Consider the following 26229-nt stretch of genomic DNA (forward strand, 5'->3'; position numbering starts at 1 on the left):
GCGTTGTCGACCAGGTTCATCATCATGGCGCTGAACAAGGCTTCGTTTCCCATCACCCATGCATGCTGCATCGTGGTCTCGAGCCCGAGGTCGATATTCTTGCGCTGCGCCAGGTCGACGATTTCTTCCAGCACCGCGGCCGACACCGCCAGCAGGTCCACCGGCTGGCGCAGGAAGGCGGTGGTGTCGGAGGCTTCCGCCTGCGACAGCAGCAATAGCTTGTTGGTCAGCTCGGTCATGTTGCTGCTGCTTTCGTGCATCGCCTGCAGCACCTGCAGCACTTCGGTGCGCCTGTTTTCATCGCCCAGGCGGCGCGCAAACTGGATTTGCGAATCGAGCAGGGTCAGCGGCGTGCGCAGCTGGTGGGCGGCGTCGGCGATAAAGCGCTTTTGCGCCGACACCTGCGTATTCAGGCGCTGGATGGTCTGGTTGATGGCTTCGACGATGGGCCGCAGCTCCAGCTGCAGCTGGCCGGCCTTGATCGGCGACAGCGAGGTTGCATCGCGCGCAGCCAGCTGGTTTTTCAAATGCATCAGCGGCCGCAGTTCCATGCTCAGGCCGATCACTACCAACGCCGCGGCCAGCAGCAGCATGGCGATCTGGCGATGCAGGGCAGGGCGCCACAGGTCGGCCAGCATCTGGTCGCGGGCGCCGGTGGTCTGGCCGACCAACACGGCGATCTTGCGCAGCTGGCCGGCGTTGTACAAGATGCGCACCTGGCTCACCACGCGCAGTATCTGGCCGTGGTAATCGATGGTGCTGAACGCCGGTGTGCTCAAGGGGAAGCGCAGCGCTTGCGGGAAATCGGGGCGGCCGGCCAGCAGGCTGTCGTTGTCGGTAATCACCTGGTAGTACACCTGGTCCTGCATGGGCGAGACCAGCAGTTCCAGCGCCGCCGGCGGGATGCTGGCATGCGGCACGCCGTCCAGCCAATGGATCTCGCCGGCGATCACTTGCGCCGACGCCAGCAGCGCATGGTCCTGGATCAGGTCCGCTGTCTGGCGTGCGCTGCGGTATGAGAGCGTGGCGCTGATGGCGACAAACACCGCCAGCGGAATCAGCAGCCACAGCAGCAAGCGCAGGCGTAGGCTGATGATCAATTGACGTCTTTCTGCTTGAGCAGGTAACCGAGTCCGCGCAAGGTCATGATGGCGGCCTGGCAGTGCTCCAGTTTCTTGCGCAGCCGGTGGATGTAGATTTCAATGGCGTCGGCGCTAGGTTCGTCGTCGAGTCCGAATACACCGTCCATCAAGGCAGTCTTGGAGACGGTCTTGCCTTGTTTTAGCATCAGGATTTCGAGCACATCGTGTTCGCGTCCGGGCAGCGCCAGCAACTGGCCGGCGATTGAAAACTGCCGGGTGTTGCTGTCGTAGCGCAGGTCGGCGCAATGCATTTCCGCCGCCTTGTCCGGCGTCTGGCGGCGGATCAGGGCCTTGATCCGCGCCACCAGTTCGCGCACTTCGAACGGCTTGACCAGGTAGTCGTCGGCGCCGGCGCCGAGGCAATCGACTTTTTCGTCAACCGAGCCGCTGGCGGTGAGGATCATGACCGGCACATTGTTGTGCCGCTCGCGCAGCCGGCGCAAGACCGCCTTGCCGTTCATCTTCGGCAGCTGCAGATCCAGCAGGACCACATCGTAGCTTTCGCTTTGCAGCAGGCGATCGGCGGCTTCGCCGTCGCTGGCGAGGTCGATGGTGAATTTGTCTTCCTTGAGAATCTTGCTGAGCCATAGCGCCAGCGGTGGATTGTCTTCGATCAGGAGTAGTTTCATGGATGCGGCTAGTTATGTTGCACTGCAAGTTAAATAAGGCGGATTTGGAAAGCTGGATGAAAGTTAGCGCATCCTAGAATACGCCCAAGACTGGAACAATGGCATGCTGTCCTGCGGATCCGGTCATTATCCCAAAAAAACAAACGGAGACAACTCAATGCATACCCTCATCCGCGGGTCCCTGCTTTCCGCCGTGCTGCTTGGCAGCGGCGTGCTTGGCGCGAGCCAGGCCATGGCAGCCGATTCGGGAAAGATCACCATCATGGTCGGCGGCATCACCAAGATGATCTACCTGCCGGCCAAGCTGACCGAGCAGCTCGGTTATTTCAAGGAAGAGGGCCTGGATGTCGAACTGCAGTCGCAGCCGGCTGGCGTGGATGCGGAAAATGAACTGCTGGCCGGCGCGGTGCAGGCGGTAGTCGGCTTCTACGACCACTCCATCGATTTGCAAAGCAAGGGCAAGGAAGTCACGGCGATCACGATCTTCGGCCAGGTCCCGGGCGAAGTGGAAATGGTGTCGACCAAAGCTGCCGCCAGCATCAAGAGCATGGCAGACGTCAAGGGCAAGACGCTGGGCGTGACCGGCCTCGGTTCATCGACCAATTTCCTGACGCAATACCTGGCGGCCAAGGCCGGCATCACTTCCAGCCAGTACTCGGTGCTGCCGGTGGGCGCCGACAATACATTCATCGTCGCCATCAAGCAAGGCCGCATCGACGCCGGCATGACCACCGAGCCGACCGTGTCGCAGCTGCTGAAAACCGGCGAAGCTTCGGTGCTGGTCGACATGCGCACCGTCGAAGGTACGGTCAAGGCGCTGGGCGGCTTGTATCCGGCATCCAGCCTGTATGTCCAAGGCCCGTGGCTGAAGGCGCACAAGGCTGAAGCCGCCAAGCTGGCGCACGCTTTCGTCAAGACGCTGAAATTCATCAATACCCATAGCGCCGCCGAAATCGCGGACAAGATGCCGAAGGATTACTACGGCAATAACAAGCCGATGTATGTACAGGCCTTGCAGAATTCCCTGCCGATGTTTTCGGCGGACGGAAAAATGCCGCCGGGCGGCCCGGAAACCGTGCTGCAGGTGCTGTCGGGTTTCAATCCTAACGTCAAGGGCAAGCATATCGATCTTGCCAAGACCTATACCAACGAGTTTGTCAGCCAAGCCAAGTAAGGCCGAAGCTTAACCATCCAGCAGGTCGGAAGCGCGGCTTCCGAGTGGGGAGACCCGCGTCCAGCGAACCGCTCCGACTTGCACCGCAAAGGAATTTAAAATGACTCAAGCAGCATATGACTCGCCTCCGGTAACGCCAGCGGCAACCACGCCGGCGCCGCAGGTGTTGCGGGACACGCCCGCCATCGAACTGCGCAATGTCTCGTGCCGCTTTATCTCCCCTGACGGCAAGGCCACCGTGGCCTTGCGCGATTTCAGCATGAGCGTGGCGCGCGGCGAATTCGTGGCCGTTGTGGGGCCGACCGGCTGCGGCAAATCGACCACGCTGAGCATGATCACCGGCTTGCTCAAGCCGACCGTGGGCGAGGTGCGCATCATGGGCGAGCCGGTCAACGGCATCGATCCGCGCATCGGCTTCGTCTTTCAGAACGATGCGGTATTCCCTTGGCGCAGCGTGATCGACAACGTGGCGGCGGGACCGCTGTTCCGCGGCAAGCCGAAAGACGCCGCGTATGCGCTGGCGGAAGAATGGATACGCCGCGTCGGCCTCGATAAATTCGCCAGCCATTACCCGCATCAACTGTCCGGCGGCATGCGCAAGCGCGTCGCGCTGGCGCAGACATTCATCAACAGCCCTGAAATCCTGCTGATGGACGAGCCGTTCAGCGCGCTCGACATGCAGACCCGCACCCTGATGCAGGACGAACTGCTGCAGCTGTGGTCGTCGCAAGCCGGTTCGGTGGTGTTCGTCACCCATGACCTGGAAGAAGCGATTGCACTGGCCGACAAGGTCTATGTGCTGACCGCGCGTCCTGCCACTTTGAAGAGCGTGTACGAGATCGACCTGCCGCGGCCGCGCGTAATGTCCGAGGTGCGTTATGAACAACGCTTCATCGACATCTCGCGCAAGATCTGGGCCGATCTGCGCGAAGAAGTGCACATCAGCTAATTACAGGTAATTCTCCATTTACATACCGCCGCTTGTGACGATGCAGGTGTCCCACAAGCGAGAGGAAAAAGGCAATCTATGAATCAAGTACAAGCAATCGACAAACTCAGTGCGGCCAGCCTGGCCACTGTCGAACAAGAGGCCCAACGAAAAATCAAGCAACGCTACTGGCTGGTGATTTCCCTGCGTGTCGCCATCCTGGTGCTGACCCTGGGCGGCTGGGAACTGGCAGCCAGGCTGCAATGGATAGACCCGTTCTTCTTTTCGCAGCCGTCGCTGATCGTGGTGCAGATTTATGACTGGATCGTGGAAGGGACGTCGCAAGGACCGTTGTGGACGCAGGTGCTGGTGACCTTGGAAGAAACGGTGCTCGGCTTCCTGATCGGCTCGGTCGCCGGCGTCATCTGCGGCATCCTGCTCGGCCGTAACAAATTGCTATCGGATGTCTTCAGCATTTACATCCAGGTCGCCAATTCGATTCCACGGGTGGTGCTGGGCTCGATTTTCGTGATCGCGCTGGGCTTGGGCATGGCTTCCAAGGTTGCGCTGGCGGTGGTGATGGTGTTCTTTGTCGTGTTCGGCAACGCCTTCCAGGGAGTGCGCGAAGCCGATCGTTACATGATTGCCAACGCCCAGATTCTCGGCGCCTCGCCGCGCCAGGTCACGATGTCGGTGGTGATTCCATCGGCGCTGAGCTGGATCCTGGCCAGCCTGCACGTCAGTTTCGGTTTTGCCCTGGTGGGCGCCGTGGTGGGTGAATTCCTCGGTTCCAAGCAGGGCATAGGCTTGCTGATTTCCACCGCCCAGGGCGCTTTCAACGCCAGCGGCGTGTTTGCGGCGATGATCGTGCTGGCAGTGGTGGCCCTGGCGGCGGATTATTTGCTGACGACGCTGGAAAAACGTTTGCTTAAATGGCGTCCTGTGGCATTCTAGTTTCTAACTGAAGGTTAGTGACTTAAGGTTGCGGCGCATTTTTCCAATGCGCCGTTTTTTTATGCCCTAAATTCTTCCCGTCGACAGCCATGTAGCCCAGTCGGCCCTGCCGTTCTTCAGCGCCGTAGCTGCAGCCTTGTGATGGTCATAGCTGATATTGATGTGGCTGACATCCCAGCCATGGACGGTTTTTTCGCAGATGGCGTAACGGGCGTGCGGGCTGCCGTTTTCGATAGCATGGAAGTAGGGCTGGTCGTCGTCATAAGCTTGCAGGCCGACGCTGCCGGGGTTGACCACCAGGCGTTCGCCGGAGATCGCATAGGCACGCGGTTTGTGCGTATGGCCGCAAATGATCAGGCTATGGCCGATTCCCGCCGCGCGGGCCTCGATGTCCGCCGCCGCGGCCATGCGGCAGCCTTGCTGGTCGACCTGCTCGAGGAAATACACCAGGTCGTCGGCCGGCGTGCCGTGGCACATGAAAATCTCGTCGGAAACAACCAAGGTAGCAGGCAATCCCCTTATCCAGTCGCGCTGCGCCTGTGTCGTGTGCTCGAATGCAAACTGGTCGGTGGGATGCCCCTGGCGCCGTTCGCAATCCAACAGGTGGCGCTCGTGGTTGCCGCGGATGGTAGGCAATTGCAGGGACATCAGCAGGTCCGCGGTAGCTGAAGGTTCCAGCGGGCCGGACAGAATATCGCCGGCGTTGACGATCAGGTCGACTCCCTGTTTCCTGACGTCCGCCAGGACGGCTTCCAGCGCCCAGATGTTGGCATGGATGTCGGACAGGATGGCGAGTTTCATGGCGGCTTTCTTCACGGAAGATGGCGGGAAATTACATCATCAAATAAAAATGGGTGCAATTCAACCGAAATTGAATTGCACCCGTTCAGCTATCCGGCCAGCGCATCGCTGCGCCGTCCTTCAGCTCTGGTTACAGTACATCGCTGGCATGGTCGGCCAGGCGCGAGCGTTCGCCGCGCGCCAGCGTCACATGGCCGCTGTGCGACCAGCCCTTGAAACGATCGACTACATACGTCAGGCCGCTCGAGCCCTCGGTCAGGTACGGCGTATCGATCTGGGCGATGTTGCCGAGGCAGATGATCTTGGTGCCCGGACCGGCGCGGGTGACCAGGGTTTTCATCTGCTTCGGCGTCAGGTTTTGCGCTTCGTCGATGATCAGGAACTTGTTGACGAAGGTACGACCGCGCATGAAGTTGAGCGACTTGATCTTGATGCGTGAACGAATCAGGTCCTGGGTGGCGGCGCGACCCCATTCGCCGGCATCCGAATCTGACTTGTTGAGCACTTCCAGGTTGTCGTCGAAGGCGCCCATCCACGGCCCCATCTTCTCTTCCTCGGTGCCCGGCAGGAAACCGATATCTTCACCGACCGGCACCGTGACGCGGGTCACGATGATTTCGTTGTAGGTCTTGGTTTCCAGCACTTGCGCCAAGCCAGCCGCCAGCGCCAGCAAGGTTTTGCCGGTGCCGGCCTGGCCCAGCAGGGTGACGAAGTCGCAGTCCGGATTCATCAGCAGGTTCAGGGCAAAATTCTGCTCGCGGTTGCGCGCAGTGATGCCCCACACACTGTTCTTGGCATGGCCGTAGTCGCGCAGGGTTTGCAGTACTGCGGTCTTGCCGTTGATCTGCGTGACTTGTCCGTAGAACGCCGGTTCGCCGTTTTTCGGTTCGATGAAAACGAACTGGTTGACCAGCAGCGTCGGCACCAGCGGTCCGCTCAAACGGTAGTAGGTGTAGCCGGTGCCGTGCTTGTTTTCCTGCCAGGATTCGATGCCCTTGCCGTGCTTGATCCAGAAATCGTCCGGCAATTGCTGGATGCCCGAATACAGCAGGTCGGTGTCTTCCAGCACATGGTCATTGAAATAGTCTTCGGCCGGCAGGCCCATGGCGCGCGCCTTGATGCGCATGTTGATGTCTTTCGACACCAGCACCACCGGACGGCCCGGGGTTTCGGCTTCCAGGCCGCGCACTACGCCGAGGATCTGGTTGTCGGCCTTGCCTACCGGCAGGCCTTCAGGCAGGTCGGCGTTTTGCAGCTTGGTCTGGAAGAACAGGCGGCCTTTGGCGTCCTTGTTGCCGAGCTTCGACAACGGAATGCCATGGTCGATCTGGTCGTCGACGATATCGCCCACCAGTGCATCCAGCGAACGCGATACCTGGCGTGCATTGCGTGCGACTTCCGACATGCCTTTCTTGTGGTTGTCGAGTTCCTCCAGCGTCACCATCGGCAGGTAAATGTCGTGTTCCTCGAAGCGGAACAAGGAGGTCGGGTCGTGCATCAGCACATTGGTGTCCAGCACGAACAGTTTGGTCGTGCCGGATTTGTCGGCGGCGCGGCTGGTGCTTGATTTCGGCCGGGTGTCCGCCGGTTTTGCGGGCTTGTCGGCAACGGCACGCGAATTTTCCGCGGGGGCCTTGTCGGTTTTACGGCTTTCTACCGGTTTGTTGCGAGCTTGTGGGGCAACTTCCTTGTTACGGGTAATCGGTTCAACGACAGCGATACGTGGTTTGACGGCTTTGCCGGCTTCCGCTTTCGGATAATCTTGCACGGAGAGTAAAGCAGCGGGTTTGGTCGGTAATTTTGGTAAGGGCATCAGAACCTCGCTTTAAAGATGAAAAAAGTGTTCGCTTTGGTGATAACACGAACCGGACCAAACGGGTGAAGCTACGGCGGGTACGACTTAAATATATTTAAAAAACATCAGGAATGAAGCGGCCTGGCTAACAAAACACAAATTAAAAAGTAAAAAAGCCGTTTGGGAAGGCCCTCAGGCCTTTTCCGCAAACGGCTTCCAGAATGATTTTTTTTGAATTCAATGACTTACAAACTCCAATACTTCCTCAACGTGCACTGGTACCTTCACTCCACGCCATTCTTTCACCAATGTGCCGGCGCCGTCAATCACAAACGTGCTGCGCTCGATGCCGCGTACTTGCTTGCCGTACATATTTTTCATTTTCATGACATTGAACATGGCGCACAGCGTTTCGTCGGGATCGGCGATCAGCTCGAAAGGCAGCCCTAGTTTAGCCTTGAAACCTTCGTGGGAGCGGATGCTGTCGCGGCTGATGCCGAATATCAAGGTGTTTTTCTGCTGGAATTCCTGGTGCAGATCGCGGAACTGCATGGCTTCCGTGGTGCAGCCAGGCGTGTTGTCCTTGGGGTAAAAATACAACACTATGTTTTTTCCATGATAGTCCGACAACTTGAATGTCTGCCCGCCGGTCATGGCTGCAGAGAAGTCGGGCACCGTCATGTTGATGATGGAAGGATGGTCTGCCACTGTATTGTCCTGTTCATTGAATGATGATGAATCGGTCGCCAATCAGGGTCCTGCACTACACGCTGATCAGCTGCTGCTTGCCTGCATGATCATCTCGCCCGATCGTCCCGGCAACTCCGCCCATGCGAGAGGGACGGTGGGTAATTGCTGGTCTTTGACCTGTCGGTAATAGTCTTCCATCGCGACCAGATCATAGCCCTGCGCCTTCCAGCCCTGCAGCAACTGCTCGAATATGGGGGCGAGTTTTTGACCTTCAAGCTCTGCGTGCAGAGTAAATACATGATCGCGCGGCGTTGCCGTCAAGGCCAGGATATGGGCGGCGATATTCGCCGGCGTCAGTTCAACGCCGCCGAAACTCCGGCCCAGCAATTCATCCAGCGTCGGCAGGGTGGTCGGCAACTGTATGCATGGCAGCGTCTTGCCGTTAACCTGCAGGCGATGCGGGCCGGCGGCCTGGTCAGCCAGCGCGCCGTCGTCCGCCAGCATGGCGCGGCCGTCGGAGGCATAGGCGATGCCGAATTTTTCCAGCTGCTCGAACGCGTAAGGGTTCATCTGCCAGCCGGCGGCGCCGTGGGTTTTCGGCGCCTGGCCGAAAATCTGGGTGAAGCGGTCGAACGAACGCTGCATCTGCTGGGTTGTCCAGTCGGCGCCGCGTTGCCGCACATGGTCTTGCCAGACGCGATGATCCCAGGTGTGGACGCCGCATTCGAAACCGGCGTCGCGCACCGCCTGCATGTAGCTGGCGCAAGTCTTGCCGATATCCGGCGCCGGCAGCAGCACGCCGTACATCAGGGTCTTGAGGCCGTAATGTTCGACCACCGAAGTGCGCGATACTTTCTGGAAGAAGCCGGGGCGGAACACTTGCTTCAGCGCCCAGCCGGTATGGTCGTGACCGAGCGAAAACAGGAAAGTGGCGCGCGCCTGGTATTTGCTCAGCAGGCGCACCAGATTCGGCACTCCTTCACGGGTGCCGCGATAAGTGTCGGCGTCGATTTTTAAGGTGAGGAGGGGCAAGTTGTCTGGTCTGGCAGTGGTAGGAAAAACAGAGCCCGCGAAACACACGATATACACGAAACAGCGACGAAACAGCGTCGTGGCTTGCGCGGGCAGCAGCGTCGGTCTTAGTCCGTCTATTAGTCCATCAAAGCGCGTGCTTCGGCCACCTGGCCGCGGTACGCATCAAAAATATTGCGCAGGGTGTCGGCCATGGTGGTGGTCGGCTTCCAGTTCAGTTCGTCGCAAGTGTTGGTGATCTTCGGCACGCGGTTCTGCACGTCCTGGTAACCCTTGCCGTAGTAGGCCGCGGAAGTGGTTTCGACCAGCTTGACCTTCTTCGCCGAGTCGGCGTACTCAGGATATTCCGCAGCCAGTTTCAGCATCATGTCGGCCAGGTCGCGGATCGAGTAGTTATTGACCGGGTTGCCGATGTTGTAGATCTTGCCGCTGGCGATGCCGTCCTTGTTGGCGATGATCTTGACCAGCGCATCGATGCCGTCGTCGATGTAGGTGAACGCACGTTTCTGCTGGCCGCCGTCGACCAGCGAGATATTCTCGCCGCGCACGATATGGCCGAAGAACTGGGTCACCACGCGTGAGCTGCCTTCCTTCGGCGTATGGATGGAGTCGAGGCCGGCGCCGATCCAGTTGAACGGACGGAACAGGGTGAAGTTCAAGCCTTCTTCCATGCCGTAGCCCCAGATCACGCGGTCCATCAGTTGCTTGGCGCAGGAGTAGATCCAGCGCGGCTTGTTGATCGGGCCGCAGATCAGTTCGGATTGCTCCGGATCGAATTCTTCGTCGTGGCACATGCCGTACACTTCCGACGTCGACGGGAACACCAGGTGCTTGCCGTACTTGGCGGCCGAACGCACGATAGGCAGGTTGGCTTCGAAATCCAGTTCGAATACGCGCAGCGGCTGCTTGACATAGGTCGACGGCGTGGCGATCGCCACCAGCGGCAGGATCACGTCGCATTTCTTGACGTGGTACTCGACCCATTCCTTGTTGATGGTGATGTCGCCTTCGAAGAAGTGCATGCGCGACTTGTAAGCCTCGTTGTCCAGCAGGTCGCGGATACGGTCGGTCATCATGTCCATGCCGTAGACGTGCCAGTCGGTGGTTTCCAGGATCCGCTTGGACAGGTGGTGGCCGATGAAACCGTTGACGCCGAGGATGAGGACTTTTTTCATAATGATCTATTGTTGTTGGATTGGCATTCCGCAAAGCGGGATTTCAAACGCTGCAGTTCTTGCCGGGCAGGGTGCTAACCCTTCGCCCGCGAAAGCAGCCGGTTTTATAAAAGGATGTTTTTTAATGCTTCTGGCGTGACGGTTTGGCCGTCCGCCAGCAATTCGTTGATCAACAGCGCGCGGCCATCGCCACAGACGCCAACAATGCGATTATCCACTACCGCCAAGCCCCGAGGCAAATTTGCCGGGAGGTTTTCCACCAGTTTGGCTGATAAATAAGCTTTTCCAACGATAAAAGTGCGCTCTTTGACAATAGTCCAGGCGCCGGGATAGGGCGGCGCCACTGCGCGGTACAGGTTGTAGACCTCATGCGCCGGCCGGTTCCAGTCGATTTTGCCGTCCTCGGGCTTGCGTCCGCCGAAATAACTGCCTTGCGACAGGTCGTTCGGCAAGCGCGGAATATTGCCTTTAAGCATCACTGGCAATGCATTCCACAGCGTCTGTTCGGCGGCGACCACGACCTTGCCGAATACTTCGTAGGCGGTATCGTCGGGCAGGATCGGCACCGAGGTCTGGGCCACGATGGCGCCGGCGTCCGGCTTGGCCGCCATTTCGTGCAAGGTGGCGCCGGTCTCGGTTTCGCCGTGCAGCACGGCCCAGTTGATCGGCACCCGGCCGCGATACTTGGGCAGCAGCGAACCATGCATGTTGTAGGCGCCGTGTTTCGCCAGCGCCAGCAAGGCAACCGGCAGCATGTGGCGGTAATAGAAGCTGAAGATGAAATCCGGCTGCAGGGCGGTCACCTGGGCCAGCAGCTCAGGCGCAGCCGGATCGTTCGGAGCGATGCTGGGAATGCCGTGCTGCCGACACAGCGCCGACACCGATTCGAACCAGATGGTTTCCTGCGGATTGTCTTCGTGGGTAACCACCAGCGCGATATCGACGCCGCGCGCCAGCAAGACTTTCAGGCAGCGCACGCCGACATTGTGATAGGCAAAAACGACGGCTTTCATGATGCTTGTTTGTCCTCTGCCGACGACTGCTCCAGCATGGCTTGCACCACATACCGCGGCCGCGCCCGCACCTGCTGGTAGATGCGGCCGACATATTCGCCGACCAGGCCGATGCCGAACAGGATCATACCCATCAGGAAGAAGGCGAACGCGAACAGGGTGAACACACCTTGCACTTCAGCGCCGAACAGGAAGCGGCGCGCCACCAGGATGAAAAACAGCGCCGCGGAAGCGAAAGACAGCACGATGCCTATCAGCGAGAACAGCTGCAAGGGCATGATGGAAAAGCCGGTGACCAGGTCGAAATTCAGGCGTATCAGGCTATACAAGGAGTATTTCGATTCGCCGGCCGAGCGTTCTTCGTGCTCGACCACGATTTCAGTCTCTTTGCGGGCAAAGGTGTACGCCAGCGCCGGCACGAAGGTGTTGACCTCCTGGCACTGGTTGATCAGGTCGACCACGTTGCGGCCGTAGGCACGCAGCATGTTGCCCTGATCGGTCATCCTGATGCCGGTGATTTTCTCGCGCAGCAGGTTCATGGCCTTGGAGGCGACCGTGCGCCAGGCCGAATCCTGGCGCTTGCGGCGGATCGAGCCGACGTAGTCGTAGCCCTCGCGCATCTTGGCCACCAGGTTGCCGATTTCTTCCGGCGGGTTCTGCAGGTCGGCGTCGAGCGTCACCACGATGTCGCCGCGGGTGGCTTCAAAACCGGCCAGTATCGCCATGTGCTGGCCGAAATTGCCGTTGAACAGGACCACGCGGGTGACGTCCGGACGCAGGCGGAACTGTTCCGCCAGTATCGCCGCCGACTTGTCGCGGCTGCCGTCGTTGACGTACAGGATTTCATAGCTGATGCCAAGTGCGTCGAGCGCCGGGTAAAGGCGTTCGAACAGTTTGGCAAGGCCCGATTCCTCGTTGTATACCGGGATGACGACGGAAAGTTCTGGTTTCATCAAGCGATCGTTCAATTTATTGAAGCACGGATTTTACCGCGGACACTGCACGTTCGACATCGTTCTTCGTCATGACGTTGAACATCGGCAGCGAGACGATCAGGCGGCCGACCTTTTCGGCGACCGGGAACATGCCTTCCTTGAAGCCGCGTGCGCGATACATGCTCAGCAGGTGGATCGCCGGATAGTGGTAACCGATGCCGATGCCGCGTTCCTGCATCTGCTCCATGAAGGCGGCGCGCGCCGGTTTGCCGTCCTGGCGCTCCGGCAGCACCAGCTGGAACATGTGCCAGTTGCTGTTGGCGAAGTCGGGAACCGGCAGCTGGGCGCCGTATTTCGCTTCGAAATCGCTGCCGAAGCAGGTGAAATAATACTGCGCCAGCTCGCGCCGATGGGTGGTAATCGCTTCAATATGGGCAAACTGGCCGAGGCCGATGGCGGCGGCGACGTCGGTCATGTTGAACTTGCCGCCCAGAACGTCGACATCGAGGCCGTCGAAGCCGCTGCGGGTGACGCCTTGCAGGCGGTATTTTTCCGCCAGGCGCGCTTCTTCGGCGTTGTTCAGCACCAGGCAACCGCCTTCGGATGAAGTGATGTTCTTGTTGGCCTGGAAGCTGAACGAGACAAAGTCGCCGAAGGCGCCGATGCGCTGGCCGTTCCAGCTCGATCCCAGGGCCTGGGCCGCATCTTCCACTACGCGCAGGTTATGTTTCTTGGCTAGCGCATACAGGCGGTCCATGTCGAGCGGCAGGCCCGACAGGTAAACCGGGATGATGGCCTTGGTGCGCGGCGTGATGGCGGCTTCGACCTGGGCCAGGTCGATGTTGCGGGTGACCGGATCGATGTCGGCGAACACCGGCGTGGCGCCGGTTTCGATAATCACATTGGCGGTGGCGACCCAGGAAATCGGCGTGGTGATGACTTCATCGCCGGCGCCGATGCCGGCGACGCGCAGCGCGATTTCCATGGTGCAGGTGCCGGAATTGAAGGTACGTACCGGACGGCCGCCGAAATACTCGGACAATTGCGCTTCGAATGCCAGCACCTTGGGGCCGCTGGCGATCCAGCCGGAGCGCAAGACGTCGCCAACCGCTGCGATCGTGGCTTCGTCGATGGTGGGTTTGGCAAACGGCAGGAAAGGTAGTTGGCTCATGTTGGTTGTGGAATCCGATGTAAATTAACGATGTAAATTAAAAGCACGGCGGAAAAACGACGGCTGGTTTGGACGCATCAACTGCGGGTCAGCAGCACCACGCCGACAATGATGACGCCGATCGCCACCAGCCGCTGCGCCGACACCGCTTCGCCCAGGAAATACCAGGCGCCGACGGCGCTGATGATATAACCCAGCGACAGCATCGGGTAAGCGATGGTGACATCAACCCGCGACAGGCCGATGATCCAGACTATCAGCGAGATGACGTAGCAGGTCAAGCCGCCGAGGATAGGCAATTGGGTGGCCAGCTTGATGCCGGTGGCAAACCAGTTCTGCGGTGTCAGGCTGATTACGCCGACCGCATTGGTGCCGGCTTTCAGCAACAGCTGCGCCACGGCGTTGAGGCAGACGCCGCTGAAGATGAAGGCAAACGTGGTGAGGTTCATTGGCATCGCTGGTTATGGTGCGGACGAGGTTGCAGATGAGGTTGCGGATGCCGCCGCGGCAGGTTCAGCCGCGGGAGCCGGGCTTGCTTCCGGTGCAGGAACGGCAGCGGCAGGAATGCCCTGGTTGGTCACCACCACGCGGCGCGGATCCTGGCCGATGACCCGCATCGGCACCCCGCGCTGTTCCAGCTCGCGGTAGTTTTCCGGACGGATGATGGCGATATCCTTCTTGCCGGCAGCATGGTCGGCAGTCCATTTGACGACAAACGCATCGATGGTCGGGATCCATAGCTGCGGCTGCTGGCCGATGCCGAATTCCAGCTCATCCATATGCTGCACCATGGTCATCGTGCGGCGCAGGTAGAACGGCAGCGCCTGTTCATACTTGCCGACTACATACAGTGTAGTTTCCGGCGTGATTTCGGCATTGATGGCTGGCACCAGGTCGATCCCGGCCGAATAGCGTCCTTGCGGATCGTGGCCGTACATCAGCAGCTGGCCGCCGATGAAACCGCTGGCGGCGAGCGCGACAATGGCCCATTCCCGCTGCCGGCGCACCAGCAGCAAGGCGGCGACGGCGCCGATGAAGGCCACCGCCGAAGCGGCGAACACCCAAGGCACGTGGGCTTGCATCAACGGCAGGCTGTAAGCGTCCTTGGCCAGGCCCGGGATCTTGTGCGACAGGACCAGGCCGATCACGGCCGGCACCAGCAGCAACAGCGCCGAAGCCTGCACCGACTTGTTGCTGGCGTTATCCAGGTGGCAGGCAATCAGCAGCGCCAGCGCCGGGAAGATCGGCAGAATGTACGACGGCAGCTTGGAATCGGAAATGCTGAAGAACACGAAAATGAAAATGCTCCAGATCAGCAGCATCTTTTTCGGCTGGAAGCCCGACGCCGCGCTGCGTTCGCGCGCGCCGTTCCACAAGCTCTGGAACAGGACGCCGAGCCAAGGCACGATGCCCAGTATCAGGATCGGGATGAAGTAATACGGCGGGCCGTAGCGGTTATGGATCTTGCTGGTGAAGCGCTGGAATTGCTCGTGGATGAAGAAGAATTGCGGGAATTCAGGATTCTTCAGCGAGATCAGCACGAACCACGGCGTGGTGATCAGGAAGAAGAGGATCAGGCCGAGCACCAGGTGCAGGCGTTTCCAGATCGACCAGTCGCGCGAAAACAAGGTGTACAGGACCAGCACCGCGCCGGGAATCAGCAAGCCGATCAAGCCTTTCGACAGCACCGACAGCGCCATGCCGGCCCAGCACAGCAGCATCCAGTTGCGCTGTTGGGCGTGGCTGATGTCGTTGCGCTGCGCCAGCAGCAGGGCGCACAGGGAAATCGTCATCATGCCGGACAAGCCCATGTCCAGCGTATTGATGTGGCCGAGGCCGGCCCACAGGAAGCTGGAGCCGAGCACCAGCGCTGCGTAGAAGCCGATGCGCGGCGAGAACAGGCGGGCGCCGGTGAATGCAACCAATACCACGCCCAGCAAGCCGCACAAGCCGGTCCACAAACGCGCCTGCCATTCGCCGAGGCCGAACAGCTCGAAGGTGAGGGCGTTCATCCAGGTTTGCAGCGGCGGCTTTTCGAAGTATTTGAGGCCGTTCAGGCGCAAGGTGATCCAGTCGCCGGTGGCGACCATTTCGCGCGCCATTTCGGCGTAGCGGCCTTCATCGGTGGGCACTAGCGTGCGGGCCCCGAGCATGTAAAACCAGACGATGCAGAACAGCAGGAACAACAGCCAGACGAAAGTTTTTGATTTATGCAGTTCACGCATCTTGGGCGGTTTCCTTGTCGGTATTGAAAATCAGGGCCAGGGCGACTTTACGTCCCTCGGCCATCAGGATGTTGTAGGTGCGGCAGGCGGCTTGGTTGTCCATGCATTCGACCCCGATGCGGCGCGCGGTCAGCACGCTGGTCAGCTTGGGATGGACAAACCGCTGGCGCACGCCGGTGCCGAGGATGACGACGTCGGGCCGGGTGCTGTCTATATGGGCGAAATGTTCGGCATGGAGGGCGTCGAAGTCGCGCACCGGCCACGGCACCGGCGCTGCTTCCGGCAGCACCAGCAGGCTATGCTCGTAGCGGACGGCGTTGATTTCCACGCCCTTGTCGTCGTAGGCCGTGACTGTCTGATACTGTTGGGTCGGGGTGGTATGTAGCTTCATTGCATTATCTTTACACGTTGAGGGGTTGATCCTATCCACGAATACTTAGCTAAACCAAAGGATAGACCGCAGACGATGTGCAAATTCCCGGAAAATGGAAAATAAAGTGCTGCATTGTAGCGTTTTCCGCCCCGGAACTTGCAGTATTGATTGATAAAACCTCACGCTTTCGGCAGAATGGGTGGTTCGGGCGGTGAATTGTGCACCGCCGAAAAGCTGTCTGAAAAGTCGTGAAATAACTTGGAGCGCCCTTACAAGGGGTTGTTACAGGCATTTGTTGCGGCGCACTGACCCCCGTGTGACGATAACCCAATTTTCCAGACAGCTTTTTAATGCTGGATAATGTTGCGTAAAATACAAGGGATTGTGCTGTGCGACCGATTCAAAAATCGAAAAAACTGGATGATGTCTGTTACGACATCCGCGGCCCCGTGCTGGAAAAAGCACGGCAAATGGAAGAAGAAGGCCACAAGATCATCAAGCTGAACATCGGCAACCTGGCCGTGTTCGGTTTCGAGCCGCCCGATGAAATCGTGCAGGACATGATCCTCAACATGGGCAACGCCTCCGGTTATACCGATTCCAAGGGCATGTTCGCGCCGCGCAAGTCGGTGATGCATTATTGCCAGCAAAAAAAGATACAGGGCGTCACGATCGACGATATCTACCTGGGCAACGGCGCTTCGGAGCTGATCGTGATGAGCATGAACGCCTTGCTCAACACCGGCGATGAAGTACTGGTGCCGGCGCCCGACTATCCGCTGTGGACCGCCGCGGTCAGCCTGTCCGGCGGCACGCCGCGCCATTACATCTGCGACGAGCAGGCCGGCTGGTTTCCCGATATCGAAGACATCAAGAAGAAAATCAACAGCAATACCCGCGCGATCGTCGTCATCAACCCCAACAATCCGACCGGAGCCCTGTACCCGGTGGAACTGCTGCAGCAGATCGTCGACCTGGCGCGCCAGCACCAGCTGATCATTTTCGCCGACGAGATCTACGACAAGGTGCTGTACGACGGCGAAACCCATACCTCGCTGGCGGCGCTGGCCGACGACGTGCTGTTCATCACGTTCAACGGCTTGTCGAAAAACTATCGTTCCTGCGGCTATCGCGCCGGCTGGATGGTGGTGTCGGGCGAGAAAAAACACGCCAAGGATTATATCGAGGGCTTGAACATGCTGGCGTCGATGCGCCTGTGCGCCAATGCGCCGGGCCAGTATGCGATCCAGACCGCGCTGGGCGGCTACCAGAGCATCAACGACCTGGTCGCGCCGGGCGGCCGCCTGGCGCGCCAGCGTGACATGGCGTACAAGCTGCTGACCGACATCCCGGGCGTCACCTGCGTCAAGCCGAAGGCCGCGCTGTACATGTTTCCACGGCTGGACCCGAAGATGTATCCGATCACGGACGACCAGGATTTCGCCTACGAATTGCTGGCGGAGCAGCGCGTGCTGATCGTCCAGGGCACCGGTTTCAACTGCCCGACGCCGGACCATTTCCGCGTGGTGTTCCTGCCGAACACCGACGACCTGGCGGATTCGATGGGACGCATCGCCAGCTTCCTCGAAGGTTACCGCCGCCGCCACGGTAAGGCTTGACCCGGCTTGACCCGGCCCGCAGCAGAAGTCTTTTATTAAACCCGCCGGACTGGCTCGGCAGCCAGCCCGGCATCAGCAGATTTTTTTACAGACAGCAGAGATCATGAAATCCATCAAGGTAGGTTTGCTTGGCATAGGTACGGTCGGTTCCGGCACGTTCAACGTATTGAAGCGCAATCAGCAAGAGATTGCAGCGCGCGCAGGGAGAGCGATTGAAATTACCATGGTGGCCGATCTCGATGTCGAGCGCGCCAGGCAGCTGACCAATGGCGAAGTGACCGTGGTCAACGACGCCAAGCTGGTGGTCAACAATCCCGATATCGATATCGTCATCGAGCTGATCGGCGGCTACGGCATCGCCAAGGACCTGGTGCTGCAGGCGATCGCCAACGGCAAGCATGTAGTGACGGCCAACAAGGCGCTGATCGCGACCCATGGCAACGAGATTTTCAAGGCGGCGCAAGAGAAGGGCGTGATCGTTGCGTTCGAAGCGGCGGTGGCCGGCGGCATCCCTATCATCAAGGCGTTGCGCGAAGGCCTGACCGCGAACAGCATCCAGTGGATCGCCGGCATCATCAACGGCACCACCAACTTCATCCTGTCCGAAATGCGCGACAAGGGCCTGGACTTTGACGTCGTGCTGAAAGAAGCGCAGCGCCTGGGTTACGCCGAAGCCGATCCGACCTTCGATATCGAAGGCGTGGACGCCGCCCACAAGCTGACCATCATGGCCTCGATCGCGTTCGGCATCCCGGTGCAGTTCAGCAAGGCGCACGTGGAAGGCATCACCAAGCTGCAGGCGACCGATATCCGCTACGCCGAACAGCTCGGCTACCGCATCAAGCTGCTCGGCATCACCAAGCGCACCGCCGGCGGCATCGAGCTGCGCGTGCATCCGACCCTGATTCCGAGCAAGCGTTTGATCGCCAATGTCGAAGGCGCCATGAATGCGGTGCTGGTGCGCGGCGACGCGGTCGGCGATACGCTGTATTACGGCAAGGGCGCCGGTGCCGAGCCGACCGCTTCGGCAGTGATCGCCGACCTGGTCGACATCACGCGCCTGGCCACTGCCGATCCTGAACATCGCGTGCCGCACCTGGCGTTTCAGCCGAACGCCATGGCCGATACGCCGATCCTGCCGATGGCGGAAATCACCACCAGCTATTACCTGCGCATGCATGTGGCCGACCAGCCGGGCGTGCTGGCGGATGTCACGCGGATCCTGGCCGATTCGTCGATTTCGATAGACGCCATGCTGCAAAAAGAACCGGCCGCGGGCGAGACCCGCACCGACATCATCATGCTGACGCACCAGACCCAGGAAAAGAATGTCGAAGCGGCGATCGTCAAGATCGAAGCACTGGCGACCGTGGTCGGCACAGTGACCAAGATCCGGCTGGAAGAATTGGGCTAAGCGGCTGTTTCGATGGAAACATAGCGGCGCTTCCACGCTCTGATAAAAACGCAGCAGATGAATAATCGGCTGCGTTTTTTTTCGTCCGCATCAGAATATGTCGAACGGCATGTTCAGCACCAGCCGGTAGATATTGTTGCTGGGATCCGAGTAATGCGAGGTGGCGTGGTGGTGCATCAGGGTCAGGTTGATGCTGCTGCCTTTCAGGCTGCCGCCCTGGATCACATAAGTCGGGATCATGCCGATTTCCCAATGCCTGCCATGCACCGCCTCGCCATTTTTCCAGTACAGCCCGTGCAAGCTGCTGGCAGGATCGGCGTAGTTGGCGGCGACCGCCGAGGCATCGGCGCCCCAGCCTTGCACCAGCCAGCTCATGATCTTGAGCCCGGGCAGGCCGTAGCTGCCGAAGTCGACCGTATGCCGTAGCTGCAGCGACTGTTCGCCAGGCGCGTTGTAATCGACGTTCATGGAGTTGCTCAGGAAATCGCCTGCGCCTTCGCCGACATAATCGAAGAATTGTCTGCCCTGGATTTTCTGGTAAGCCAGCATCACCGTATGCGCCTGGTGCTGTGCGCTGAGCGCGACGCTGTAGGCATTGGTGTTGATTGGTCCCTGCTGGCTGCTGCCCTGGTTGCGGGTGGCGTAGTAGTTAAGCTGGCCGGTCCACCGGATGGCTTTGGCGTCGCCTATGCTATGCGAGAGGGCGGAATAATACTGGTGCCATACATTCTCGGCGCGGCTGGCATACAGCGAAAACCGGGTGTCGGCATCGTGACTGTAATCGCCGCCGAGGTAGCTGAAGCGCTTGAATTCCGTGCCGCCATAGGCCGTGCCCAACGGTTGCGGCCGGGTTTGTCCGCGCGGATAGGTTTTGGTGAAGCTGCCGGCGACAAGATTGAGGCTGGCGATCTCCGCGCTGCTGATGGAGGTGCCGAGGAAAGTCGGCGGCAGGGCGCGATTGTCGTGCGGTTCCAGGAAAGGGTTGTGCAATATTTGCGCGCCGTATTTCAGGACCGTGTTCGAGGCGCGCGCTTTCAAGTCATACAGTCCAAGGTAGGTCCAGGCCGCCTGGTTGCCGCCACCGCCGTCGGGATCGACGTGCACCATATTGCCTGCGCCGCTGCCGCCATTGAGTTTTAATGCGCTGAACAGCCCGGCATCGACGCCAAAGCCGATGGGGCCGGTGCTGAAACCGGATTCGAAATTCAGCTGGGAGCCGAGCACCCAGGCATTGCGTGTGTTGCCTCCCCGGGTTTCGAGATGGTCTGTATAACTGCGCAACAGGAATTTCAGATGGCTGCCGGCAAGCAGGCCCTGGCTGTCGTATTGCCGTGACATCGTCACCGGCGAAACCGGTGCGGAATGGGTTTGATCGATAGCGTCGCCATCGATCACGCCATGCTCGCCGTGTTCTTCGGCCCCGCCGGCGGGGCGGGCATGCACCGCGACTGCGGTCGCATGGCTAGTGCCGGTTTCGGCGCCCGCCGCAGGGGTGTTCATCATTGAGATGGCCGCCAGCGGCGTGAGATAGCGCGCTGCATCATGGATTCTCACTATAGTCTCCTCGCACCCTAGCTGGGCGACGGGCGCTCGCAGATCGGATGAATGTTATTTATTTGACATTTAATCGAGGTCGATGCTACGCAAGGGCGGCTGGCATTGCAATAATGCTAATGGTGATTGCCTGTAGGATCAGGCGGAGGCGAGGCGGGGTTTTTTCCGAGGAGGATGAAGGCGCTGCAGAAACCCTGTTCCTGCAGCGCCGGCGATGCGGTGTTTATTCGAGGTTTTGCACTTGCTCGCGCATCTGGTCGATGAGCAGCTTGAGTTCCATCGAGGCGTCGGCGAGTTCCTTGATCGCTGCCTTGGAGCCGACGGTGTTGGCTTCACGGTTGAGTTCCTGCATCATGAAATCGAGGCGTTTGCCGACCTGGCCGCCTTTTTTCAGGATATGGCGGGTTTCACCCAGGTGCGCCGCCAGCCTGGACAATTCTTCCGCGATATCGATGCGGATGCCGTACAGCGTGACTTCCTGGCGGATCCGGTCCAGCGCTTCTTCGCGCGACAGGCTGGAGTTGCCGGCATCCTGCTGCGCCAGGCCGAGCGCTTCCTGCATGCGCTCTATGGCTTTTTGCTGGAATTGCGCCACCACCTGCGGCACCAGCGGCGTGATCCTGTGCACGATGGCTTCCATGGCGTCGATGCGGGAAATCAAGGTGGCTTGCAGCGCGGCGCCTTCGCGCGCGCGGGAATCGACAAAGGCTTCCAGCGTGGCGCTCATGGTGGACTGGATGTCGGCCTGCAACGTATCCTGGCTGATCACCGCTTCCTCGATCACGCCCGGCCAGCGCAGCAATTCATTGACCGTGAGCGGCGCTGCTTCGATGAACTGCTGGCGCACCGCGCTCTGCAGATCGGCCAGCGAGGCGAGCAGCGTGGTGTTCAGCGCCTGCGATGCGCCGGAAGCGGTCTTGCGGCCGAAACTCAACCGGCATTCGACCTTGCCGCGGGCAACCCGGCCGATGATGGCTTCGCGCAGCGCCGGTTCGAGCGAACGCAAGTCGTCGTTGATGCGGAACTGCAGGTCGAGAAAGCGCGAATTGACGCTCTTGATTTCGATGGTAATCGTGCCTGCGGCCGTCTCGCGGTTGTTGACGGCGTAACCTGTCATGCTGCAGATAGTCAAGATGCGGTCCTTTGTTTCTGGGTTGCAAGGGTTTTTCTTTACAATCCAACGATTTATCAAGACAATCCCTACACTATCAACTAAGCATTGACTAAGGTAGGATCGCATGGCCGCGCAAAACAATGCACCATTGCCTGACGGGCTAAAAATTGCTGGATACCGCATTGTAAAGAAGATTGCTTCTGGCGGGTTCAGTATTGTCTATCTGGCATACGACGAGGATGGCAACGCAGTCGCCATCAAAGAATATCTGCCGAGTTCATTGGCTTTGCGCCAATGGGGAGAGCTCGCGCCGGCGATTTCACCGGAAAACCTGCCGACCTTCCGCATCGGCCTCAAATGCTTCTTTGAGGAAGGCCGCGCTCTGGCGCGCATCGCTCATCCGAACGTGGTGAGCGTGATCAACTTCTTCCGCGCCAATGAAACCGTTTACATGGTGATGGCCTACGAATCGGGGCGCTCGCTGCAGGAACACATCCTGCGCCGCCGCGACAAAGGCGAAAAACCGCTGGTGTCGGAAAAATTCATCCGCAAGATGTTCCGCCACGTGATGAACGGCTTGCGCGAAGTGCACACCCATAAATTGCTGCACCTGGACCTGAAGCCGGCGAATATCTACCTGCGCGCCGACGGCACCCCGATCCTGCTGGACTTCGGCGCCGCCCGCCAGACCCTGCGTTCCGACTCGCCCAAGCTGTATCCTATGTATACGCCAGGCTTCGCCCCGGCCGAATTGTATGAGCGGAATGGCAACCTGGGGCCTTGGACCGACATCTACAGCATCGGCGCCTCGATTTTCGCCTGCATGGTCGGCGCGCCGCCGCAGCCGGTGGACCAGCGCAAGGTCAACGACAAGATGGAAGGCCATTTCCGCAAGCTGGAAGGCTTGTATTCACCGGAACTGATCCAGGTGGTGCGCTGGTGCCTGATGATCGATCCGCTGCAGCGGCCGCAAAGCGTGTTCGCGGTGCAGCGCGCCCTGATGGAGCCGGTGCAGGAGGAGCAGGTCAGCGTACGCGACATGGTCACACGCAAGATACGCAACGTCTTTTTCACGCATATCCAGTTCCGCCGCAAGGCCGAGAGCAACCCGGATACGACGATCCAGGAAAATACGCAGTAAGCAACGCAGTAGTCAAATAAGATACAAGTAAAAAAACGCGCCGCTTCACAGCCCCAGTTTTAGCTGTACTTTTAGCAAGAATCAGACATAGTCATGCGATTTTCAGTTTACCAAGAAAGCCATATCGGCGGCCGCAAAGTCAACCAGGACCGGATGGGCTACAGCTTCACGCGTGACGCCTTGCTGCTGTTGCTGACCGACGGCATGGGCGGCCACCTGCACGGTGAGATCGCCGCCAACATCGCGATGCAGACCATAGGCTCGCTGTTCCAGAAGAATGCCCAGCCGTACATCAAGAAGCCGGAGCGCTTCCTGGAAGATGCCTTCTATGCTGCGCACATGGAGATCCACCGTTACCGGGAAGTGCACAAGCTGTCGGAAACCCCGCGCACTACGGTGGTGGCCTGCCTGATCCAGCACAATAGCGCGTTCTGGGCGCACTGCGGCGATTCGCGCCTGTACTGGATGCGCAACGGCCAGATATTGGCGCGCACGCGCGACCACTCGCGCATCGAAAGCCTGATTGCGCAAGGCAAGGCCGACCCCTCGGAACGCGCCACCCACCCGGACCGCAACAAGCTGTTCAACTGCCTCGGCGCGACCAACATGCCGATCGTCGAGCTGTCGCGCCGGGTCAGCCTGCAGGCCGGCGACGTCATGCTGCTGTGCTCGGACGGCTTGTGGTCGATGCTGCCCGACCATGTGCTGGCGCAACGGCTGCAAACCAGCACTATCGTGCGGGCGGTGCCGGAGCTGGTCAACAATGCGCTTGGGATTGCCGGCAAAACCAGCGATAATGTTACTGCTTTGGCAATGGCCTGGGGCGCCGACCCGAACATCGACGACCCAGCCAGCTCGATCGTCACCCATACCTTGCCGATCGGCAGCCTGACCACTACCATCCAGGCGCCGCGCCTCGGCGCGACAGATACGCCGGACGGCTTCAGCGACGCCGACATTGAACAGGCGATTGCGGAAATCCGCGGCGCCATTGAAAAAAATATTTAAGGAACTGCATGTCAACCATTACCCGTCCTAGCGGACGCGCCGCCGATGCCTTGCGCACCGTGCGCCTGACCCGCAACTACACCAAGCACGCCGAAGGTTCGGTGCTGGTCGAGTTCGGCGACACCAAAGTCATCTGCACCGCCAGCCTGGAAGAAAAAGTCCCGGGTTTCCTGAAGGGCAAAGGACAAGGCTGGCTGACCGCCGAATACGGCATGCTGCCGCGTTCCACCAATACCCGCATGGACCGCGAAGCGGCGCGCGGCAAACAATCCGGCCGCACCCAGGAAATCCAGCGCCTGATCGGCCGTTCGCTGCGCGCGGCGTTCGACCTGCAGGCGTTCGGCGAACGCACCTTGCACCTTGATTGCGACGTGATCCAGGCCGACGGCGGCACCCGCACCGCCTCCATCACCGGCGCCATGGTCGCCGCTTACGATGCGTTTGCACGGCTGCTGGAAAGCAAGGCGATTGCGGCGATTCCCCTCAAGCATTTTGTGGCAGCGATTTCGGTCGGCGTCTACCAGGGCACACCGGTGCTGGACCTGGATTATGTCGAAGATTCCGGCTGCGACACCGACATGAATGTGGTGATGACCGATACCGGCCATTTCATCGAAGTGCAGGGCACCGCGGAAGGCGTCGCCTTCGATCGTCCGACGCTGAACAGCTTGCTGGATCTGGCGCAAAGCGGGATCGGCGAACTGATCCAGCTGCAGAAACAGGCTTTGGGCCTGGCTGACTGACATCCCGCCGCCGGCAAAATCCAGAGATTGAATATCCGCTGCGGGCGCACATCGTCAATGATGTGCGCCCGCAAGCGATATAATCCTGTCCATGTATATCGATTCCCACTGCCATATCAATTTTCCGGAGCTGTCCGCCAGGATGCCGGAAGTGCTCGCCAAGATGGCGCAAAACCAGGTGACCCATGCCTTGTGCGTATCGGTCGATTTGCCCGATTTCCCGCAAGTGCTGGAACTGGCCGAGACCTATCCGCATATCTACGCGTCCGTTGGCGTGCATCCCGATTATGAAGACACGCCGGAACCCAGCGTCGACGATCTGGTGCGCCTGTCCGACCATCCGAAAATCATCGCCATCGGCGAAACCGGCCTCGACTATTACCGCCTGCAGGGCGACCTGGAATGGCAGCGCGAGCGTTTCCGTCGCCACATCCGGGCATCGCGCGCGACCGGCAAGCCTTTGATCATCCATACCCGCGCCGCTTCCGCCGACACCATCCGCATCATGCAGGAAGAGGGCGCCGGCACCGATGCCGGCGGCGCCGGCGGCGTGATGCACTGTTTTACCGAATCGCTGGAAGTGGCCGAAGCGGCGATGGCGATGGGTTTTTATATTTCGTTTTCCGGCATCGTCACTTTCAAGAGCGCCAAGGAATTGCAGGCGGTAGCGCTGGCGGTGCCTTTGAGCAGCACCCTGATCGAAACCGATTCGCCTTATCTGGCGCCGGTGCCACATCGCGGCAAGATGAACGAGCCGGGCTGGGTCATGCATGTCGGCGAGTTCCTGGCCAACCTCAAGGGCGTGCCGGCGGCCGAAGTGGCGCAGCAGACCACCGATAATTTTTTCAATCTGTTCAAACTGGCAAAGGATCAGGCGCATGTTTAACCGCATTTTCAACTTGGCTAGCCGCCGCAACGGCCGTTCGTGGCTCTCGGCATTGTTGTTACTGTTGGCGTTGACATGCTTGCCGTCATTGAGCCAAGCCAGCAATCTCGACGACTACGTCAAGGCGGTCAAGCTGGACGACGAGCGCGGCATGAAGAAATTGCTGGCTGCGGGCGTCAGCCCGAACCTGGCGGAGAAACAGCGTGGCGACACCGGCCTGATCCTGGCCATGCACGAAGATTCCAAGAAAGTCTTTAATGTTTTGCTGAATGCAAAAGGTATTGATCTCAACCTGCGTGCGCGCAACGGCGACACGGCTTTGATGGTGGCGTCCTACAAGGGTGTTGTGGCGTCGGTAAAGGCCTTGCTTGACAAGGAAGCCGAGCCCAACAATACCGGCTGGACTGCGCTGCATTACGCGGCGGCGATCGGCAATAATGAAATCGTACAGATGCTGCTGGATGCGTCAGCTTATATCGATGCCGGCTCGCCCAACAATACGACGCCGATCATGATGGCCGCGCGCGGCGGCAAGATCGAGACCGTCAAGCTGCTGCTCGATAGCGGCGCCGATGTTACCCTGAAGAACGATGTCGGCATGACGGCCATCGACCTGGCCCGGAAATTCGATCACAACGACATCGCCGACGGTTTGACCAGCCGCCTGAAGAAGGCCGGCAAACTGTAGTCTGTCTGTCTTCAAGTAAGGATGT

At 59.6% G+C, this 26229-nt stretch carries 25 protein-coding genes; 10 read left to right on the plus strand and 15 right to left on the minus strand.

Annotated elements, in window-relative coordinates:
- Together JWQ61_RS18420 and JWQ61_RS18425 are read right to left on the minus strand one after the other, a co-directional pair.
- Positions 1-1100, minus strand: a 1100-nt coding sequence (locus tag JWQ61_RS18420) for a sensor histidine kinase (RefSeq protein WP_304361779.1), incomplete at its 3' end; no start/stop codon positions are given.
- Positions 1097-1771 (minus strand): response regulator, encoded by a 675-nt coding sequence (locus JWQ61_RS18425; RefSeq protein WP_304361780.1) that lies wholly within the window; start codon positions 1769-1771, stop codon positions 1097-1099. The genes JWQ61_RS18420 and JWQ61_RS18425, both read right to left, overlap by 4 nt.
- A gap of 157 nt (positions 1772-1928) precedes the next feature.
- Between JWQ61_RS18425 and JWQ61_RS18430 the strand changes: the two genes are divergently transcribed.
- The 3 genes from JWQ61_RS18430 to JWQ61_RS18440 all read left to right on the plus strand — a co-directional run bounded on the left by JWQ61_RS18430 (position 1929) and on the right by JWQ61_RS18440 (position 4827).
- Positions 1929-2945: an ABC transporter substrate-binding protein gene (locus tag JWQ61_RS18430; RefSeq protein WP_304361781.1), complete on the plus strand. Its 1017-nt coding sequence runs from the start codon at positions 1929-1931 to the stop codon at positions 2943-2945.
- Between the two features lie 163 nt (positions 2946-3108).
- Entirely contained in the window at positions 3109-3894 is a 786-nt protein-coding gene (locus tag JWQ61_RS18435; RefSeq protein ID WP_304361797.1) for an ABC transporter ATP-binding protein, read from the plus strand.
- 78 nt (positions 3895-3972) lie between these two features.
- On the plus strand, positions 3973-4827 hold the full coding sequence (locus JWQ61_RS18440) for an ABC transporter permease (protein ID WP_304361782.1): 855 nt from the start codon (positions 3973-3975) through the stop codon (positions 4825-4827).
- A gap of 66 nt (positions 4828-4893) precedes the next feature.
- Here the strand turns inward: JWQ61_RS18440 and JWQ61_RS18445 are convergent, their stop codons facing one another.
- The 11 genes from JWQ61_RS18445 to JWQ61_RS18495 all read right to left on the minus strand — a co-directional run bounded on the left by JWQ61_RS18445 (position 4894) and on the right by JWQ61_RS18495 (position 16055).
- Positions 4894-5628 (minus strand): metallophosphoesterase, encoded by a 735-nt coding sequence (locus JWQ61_RS18445; RefSeq protein ID WP_304361783.1) that lies wholly within the window; start codon positions 5626-5628, stop codon positions 4894-4896.
- Between the two features lie 130 nt (positions 5629-5758).
- The gene (locus JWQ61_RS18450) at positions 5759-7441 is read right to left on the minus strand and encodes a PhoH family protein (protein ID WP_120235559.1); all 1683 of its coding nucleotides are present in this window, start codon (positions 7439-7441) and stop codon (positions 5759-5761) included.
- A gap of 219 nt (positions 7442-7660) precedes the next feature.
- Positions 7661-8131, minus strand: a complete 471-nt coding sequence (locus JWQ61_RS18455) for a peroxiredoxin (RefSeq protein ID WP_041743430.1) — start codon at positions 8129-8131, stop codon at positions 7661-7663.
- A gap of 66 nt (positions 8132-8197) precedes the next feature.
- Positions 8198-9145 (minus strand): polysaccharide deacetylase family protein, encoded by a 948-nt coding sequence (locus tag JWQ61_RS18460; protein WP_304361784.1) that lies wholly within the window; start codon positions 9143-9145, stop codon positions 8198-8200.
- Between the two features lie 119 nt (positions 9146-9264).
- Positions 9265-10320 carry a bifunctional UDP-4-keto-pentose/UDP-xylose synthase gene (locus JWQ61_RS18465; protein ID WP_304361785.1) on the minus strand — a complete coding sequence of 352 codons (1056 nt, stop codon included), beginning with the start codon at positions 10318-10320 and terminating at the stop codon, positions 9265-9267.
- A gap of 104 nt (positions 10321-10424) precedes the next feature.
- Positions 10425-11333 carry a formyltransferase gene (locus JWQ61_RS18470; protein WP_304361786.1) on the minus strand — a complete coding sequence of 303 codons (909 nt, stop codon included), beginning with the start codon at positions 11331-11333 and terminating at the stop codon, positions 10425-10427.
- A complete protein-coding gene (locus JWQ61_RS18475; RefSeq protein WP_041743428.1) occupies positions 11330-12286 on the minus strand; it encodes a glycosyltransferase in 957 nt (318 codons plus the stop codon). The genes JWQ61_RS18470 and JWQ61_RS18475 overlap by 4 nt, the downstream gene beginning before the upstream one ends.
- Positions 12287-12302: 16 nt before the next feature.
- Entirely contained in the window at positions 12303-13439 is a 1137-nt protein-coding gene (locus JWQ61_RS18480; protein ID WP_304361787.1) for a DegT/DnrJ/EryC1/StrS aminotransferase family protein, read from the minus strand.
- A gap of 77 nt (positions 13440-13516) precedes the next feature.
- Positions 13517-13888 (minus strand): EamA family transporter, encoded by a 372-nt coding sequence (locus JWQ61_RS18485; RefSeq protein ID WP_304361788.1) that lies wholly within the window; start codon positions 13886-13888, stop codon positions 13517-13519.
- 12 nt (positions 13889-13900) lie between these two features.
- Positions 13901-15664 carry a glycosyltransferase family 39 protein gene (locus JWQ61_RS18490; protein WP_304361789.1) on the minus strand — a complete coding sequence of 588 codons (1764 nt, stop codon included), beginning with the start codon at positions 15662-15664 and terminating at the stop codon, positions 13901-13903.
- Positions 15657-16055: an Mth938-like domain-containing protein gene (locus JWQ61_RS18495; RefSeq protein WP_304361790.1), complete on the minus strand. Its 399-nt coding sequence runs from the start codon at positions 16053-16055 to the stop codon at positions 15657-15659. Before JWQ61_RS18495 ends, JWQ61_RS18490 begins: the two co-directional genes overlap by 8 nt.
- 371 nt (positions 16056-16426) lie before the next feature.
- Between JWQ61_RS18495 and JWQ61_RS18500 the strand changes: the two genes are divergently transcribed.
- Together JWQ61_RS18500 and JWQ61_RS18505 are read left to right on the plus strand one after the other, a co-directional pair.
- The gene (locus JWQ61_RS18500) at positions 16427-17656 is read left to right on the plus strand and encodes a pyridoxal phosphate-dependent aminotransferase (protein WP_304361791.1); all 1230 of its coding nucleotides are present in this window, start codon (positions 16427-16429) and stop codon (positions 17654-17656) included.
- A 103-nt stretch (positions 17657-17759) separates the two neighbouring features.
- Positions 17760-19070 carry a homoserine dehydrogenase gene (locus tag JWQ61_RS18505; RefSeq protein ID WP_304361792.1) on the plus strand — a complete coding sequence of 437 codons (1311 nt, stop codon included), beginning with the start codon at positions 17760-17762 and terminating at the stop codon, positions 19068-19070.
- Positions 19071-19160: 90 nt separating this feature from the next.
- On the opposite strand, the gene JWQ61_RS18510 is transcribed toward JWQ61_RS18505, so the two are convergent.
- Both JWQ61_RS18510 and JWQ61_RS18515 read right to left on the minus strand, forming a co-directional pair.
- On the minus strand, positions 19161-20624 hold the full coding sequence (locus JWQ61_RS18510) for an OprD family outer membrane porin (protein WP_304361793.1): 1464 nt from the start codon (positions 20622-20624) through the stop codon (positions 19161-19163).
- Positions 20625-20847: 223 nt separating this feature from the next.
- The gene (locus tag JWQ61_RS18515; RefSeq protein WP_304361794.1) at positions 20848-21756 is read right to left on the minus strand and encodes a YicC/YloC family endoribonuclease; all 909 of its coding nucleotides are present in this window, start codon (positions 21754-21756) and stop codon (positions 20848-20850) included.
- A gap of 106 nt (positions 21757-21862) precedes the next feature.
- On the opposite strand from JWQ61_RS18515, the gene JWQ61_RS18520 reads away from it, so the two are divergent.
- The 5 genes from JWQ61_RS18520 to JWQ61_RS18540 all read left to right on the plus strand — a co-directional run bounded on the left by JWQ61_RS18520 (position 21863) and on the right by JWQ61_RS18540 (position 26204).
- Positions 21863-22879 carry a serine/threonine-protein kinase gene (locus JWQ61_RS18520; protein WP_304361795.1) on the plus strand — a complete coding sequence of 339 codons (1017 nt, stop codon included), beginning with the start codon at positions 21863-21865 and terminating at the stop codon, positions 22877-22879.
- A gap of 93 nt (positions 22880-22972) precedes the next feature.
- Positions 22973-23887, plus strand: a complete 915-nt coding sequence (locus JWQ61_RS18525) for a PP2C family serine/threonine-protein phosphatase (protein WP_120235569.1) — start codon at positions 22973-22975, stop codon at positions 23885-23887.
- An 8-nt stretch (positions 23888-23895) separates the two neighbouring features.
- Entirely contained in the window at positions 23896-24630 is a 735-nt protein-coding gene (rph, locus tag JWQ61_RS18530; protein WP_061540531.1) for a ribonuclease PH, read from the plus strand.
- A 91-nt stretch (positions 24631-24721) separates the two neighbouring features.
- Positions 24722-25516: a TatD family hydrolase gene (locus JWQ61_RS18535; protein ID WP_061540530.1), complete on the plus strand. Its 795-nt coding sequence runs from the start codon at positions 24722-24724 to the stop codon at positions 25514-25516.
- On the plus strand, positions 25509-26204 hold the full coding sequence (locus JWQ61_RS18540; RefSeq protein ID WP_304361796.1) for an ankyrin repeat domain-containing protein: 696 nt from the start codon (positions 25509-25511) through the stop codon (positions 26202-26204). The genes JWQ61_RS18535 and JWQ61_RS18540 overlap by 8 nt, the downstream gene beginning before the upstream one ends.
- Positions 26205-26229 lie beyond the last annotated feature (25 nt).

The organism is Collimonas fungivorans (assembly GCF_028292705.1).
In the GTDB taxonomy this organism is placed as follows: domain Bacteria; phylum Pseudomonadota; class Gammaproteobacteria; order Burkholderiales; family Burkholderiaceae_D; genus Collimonas; species Collimonas fungivorans_B.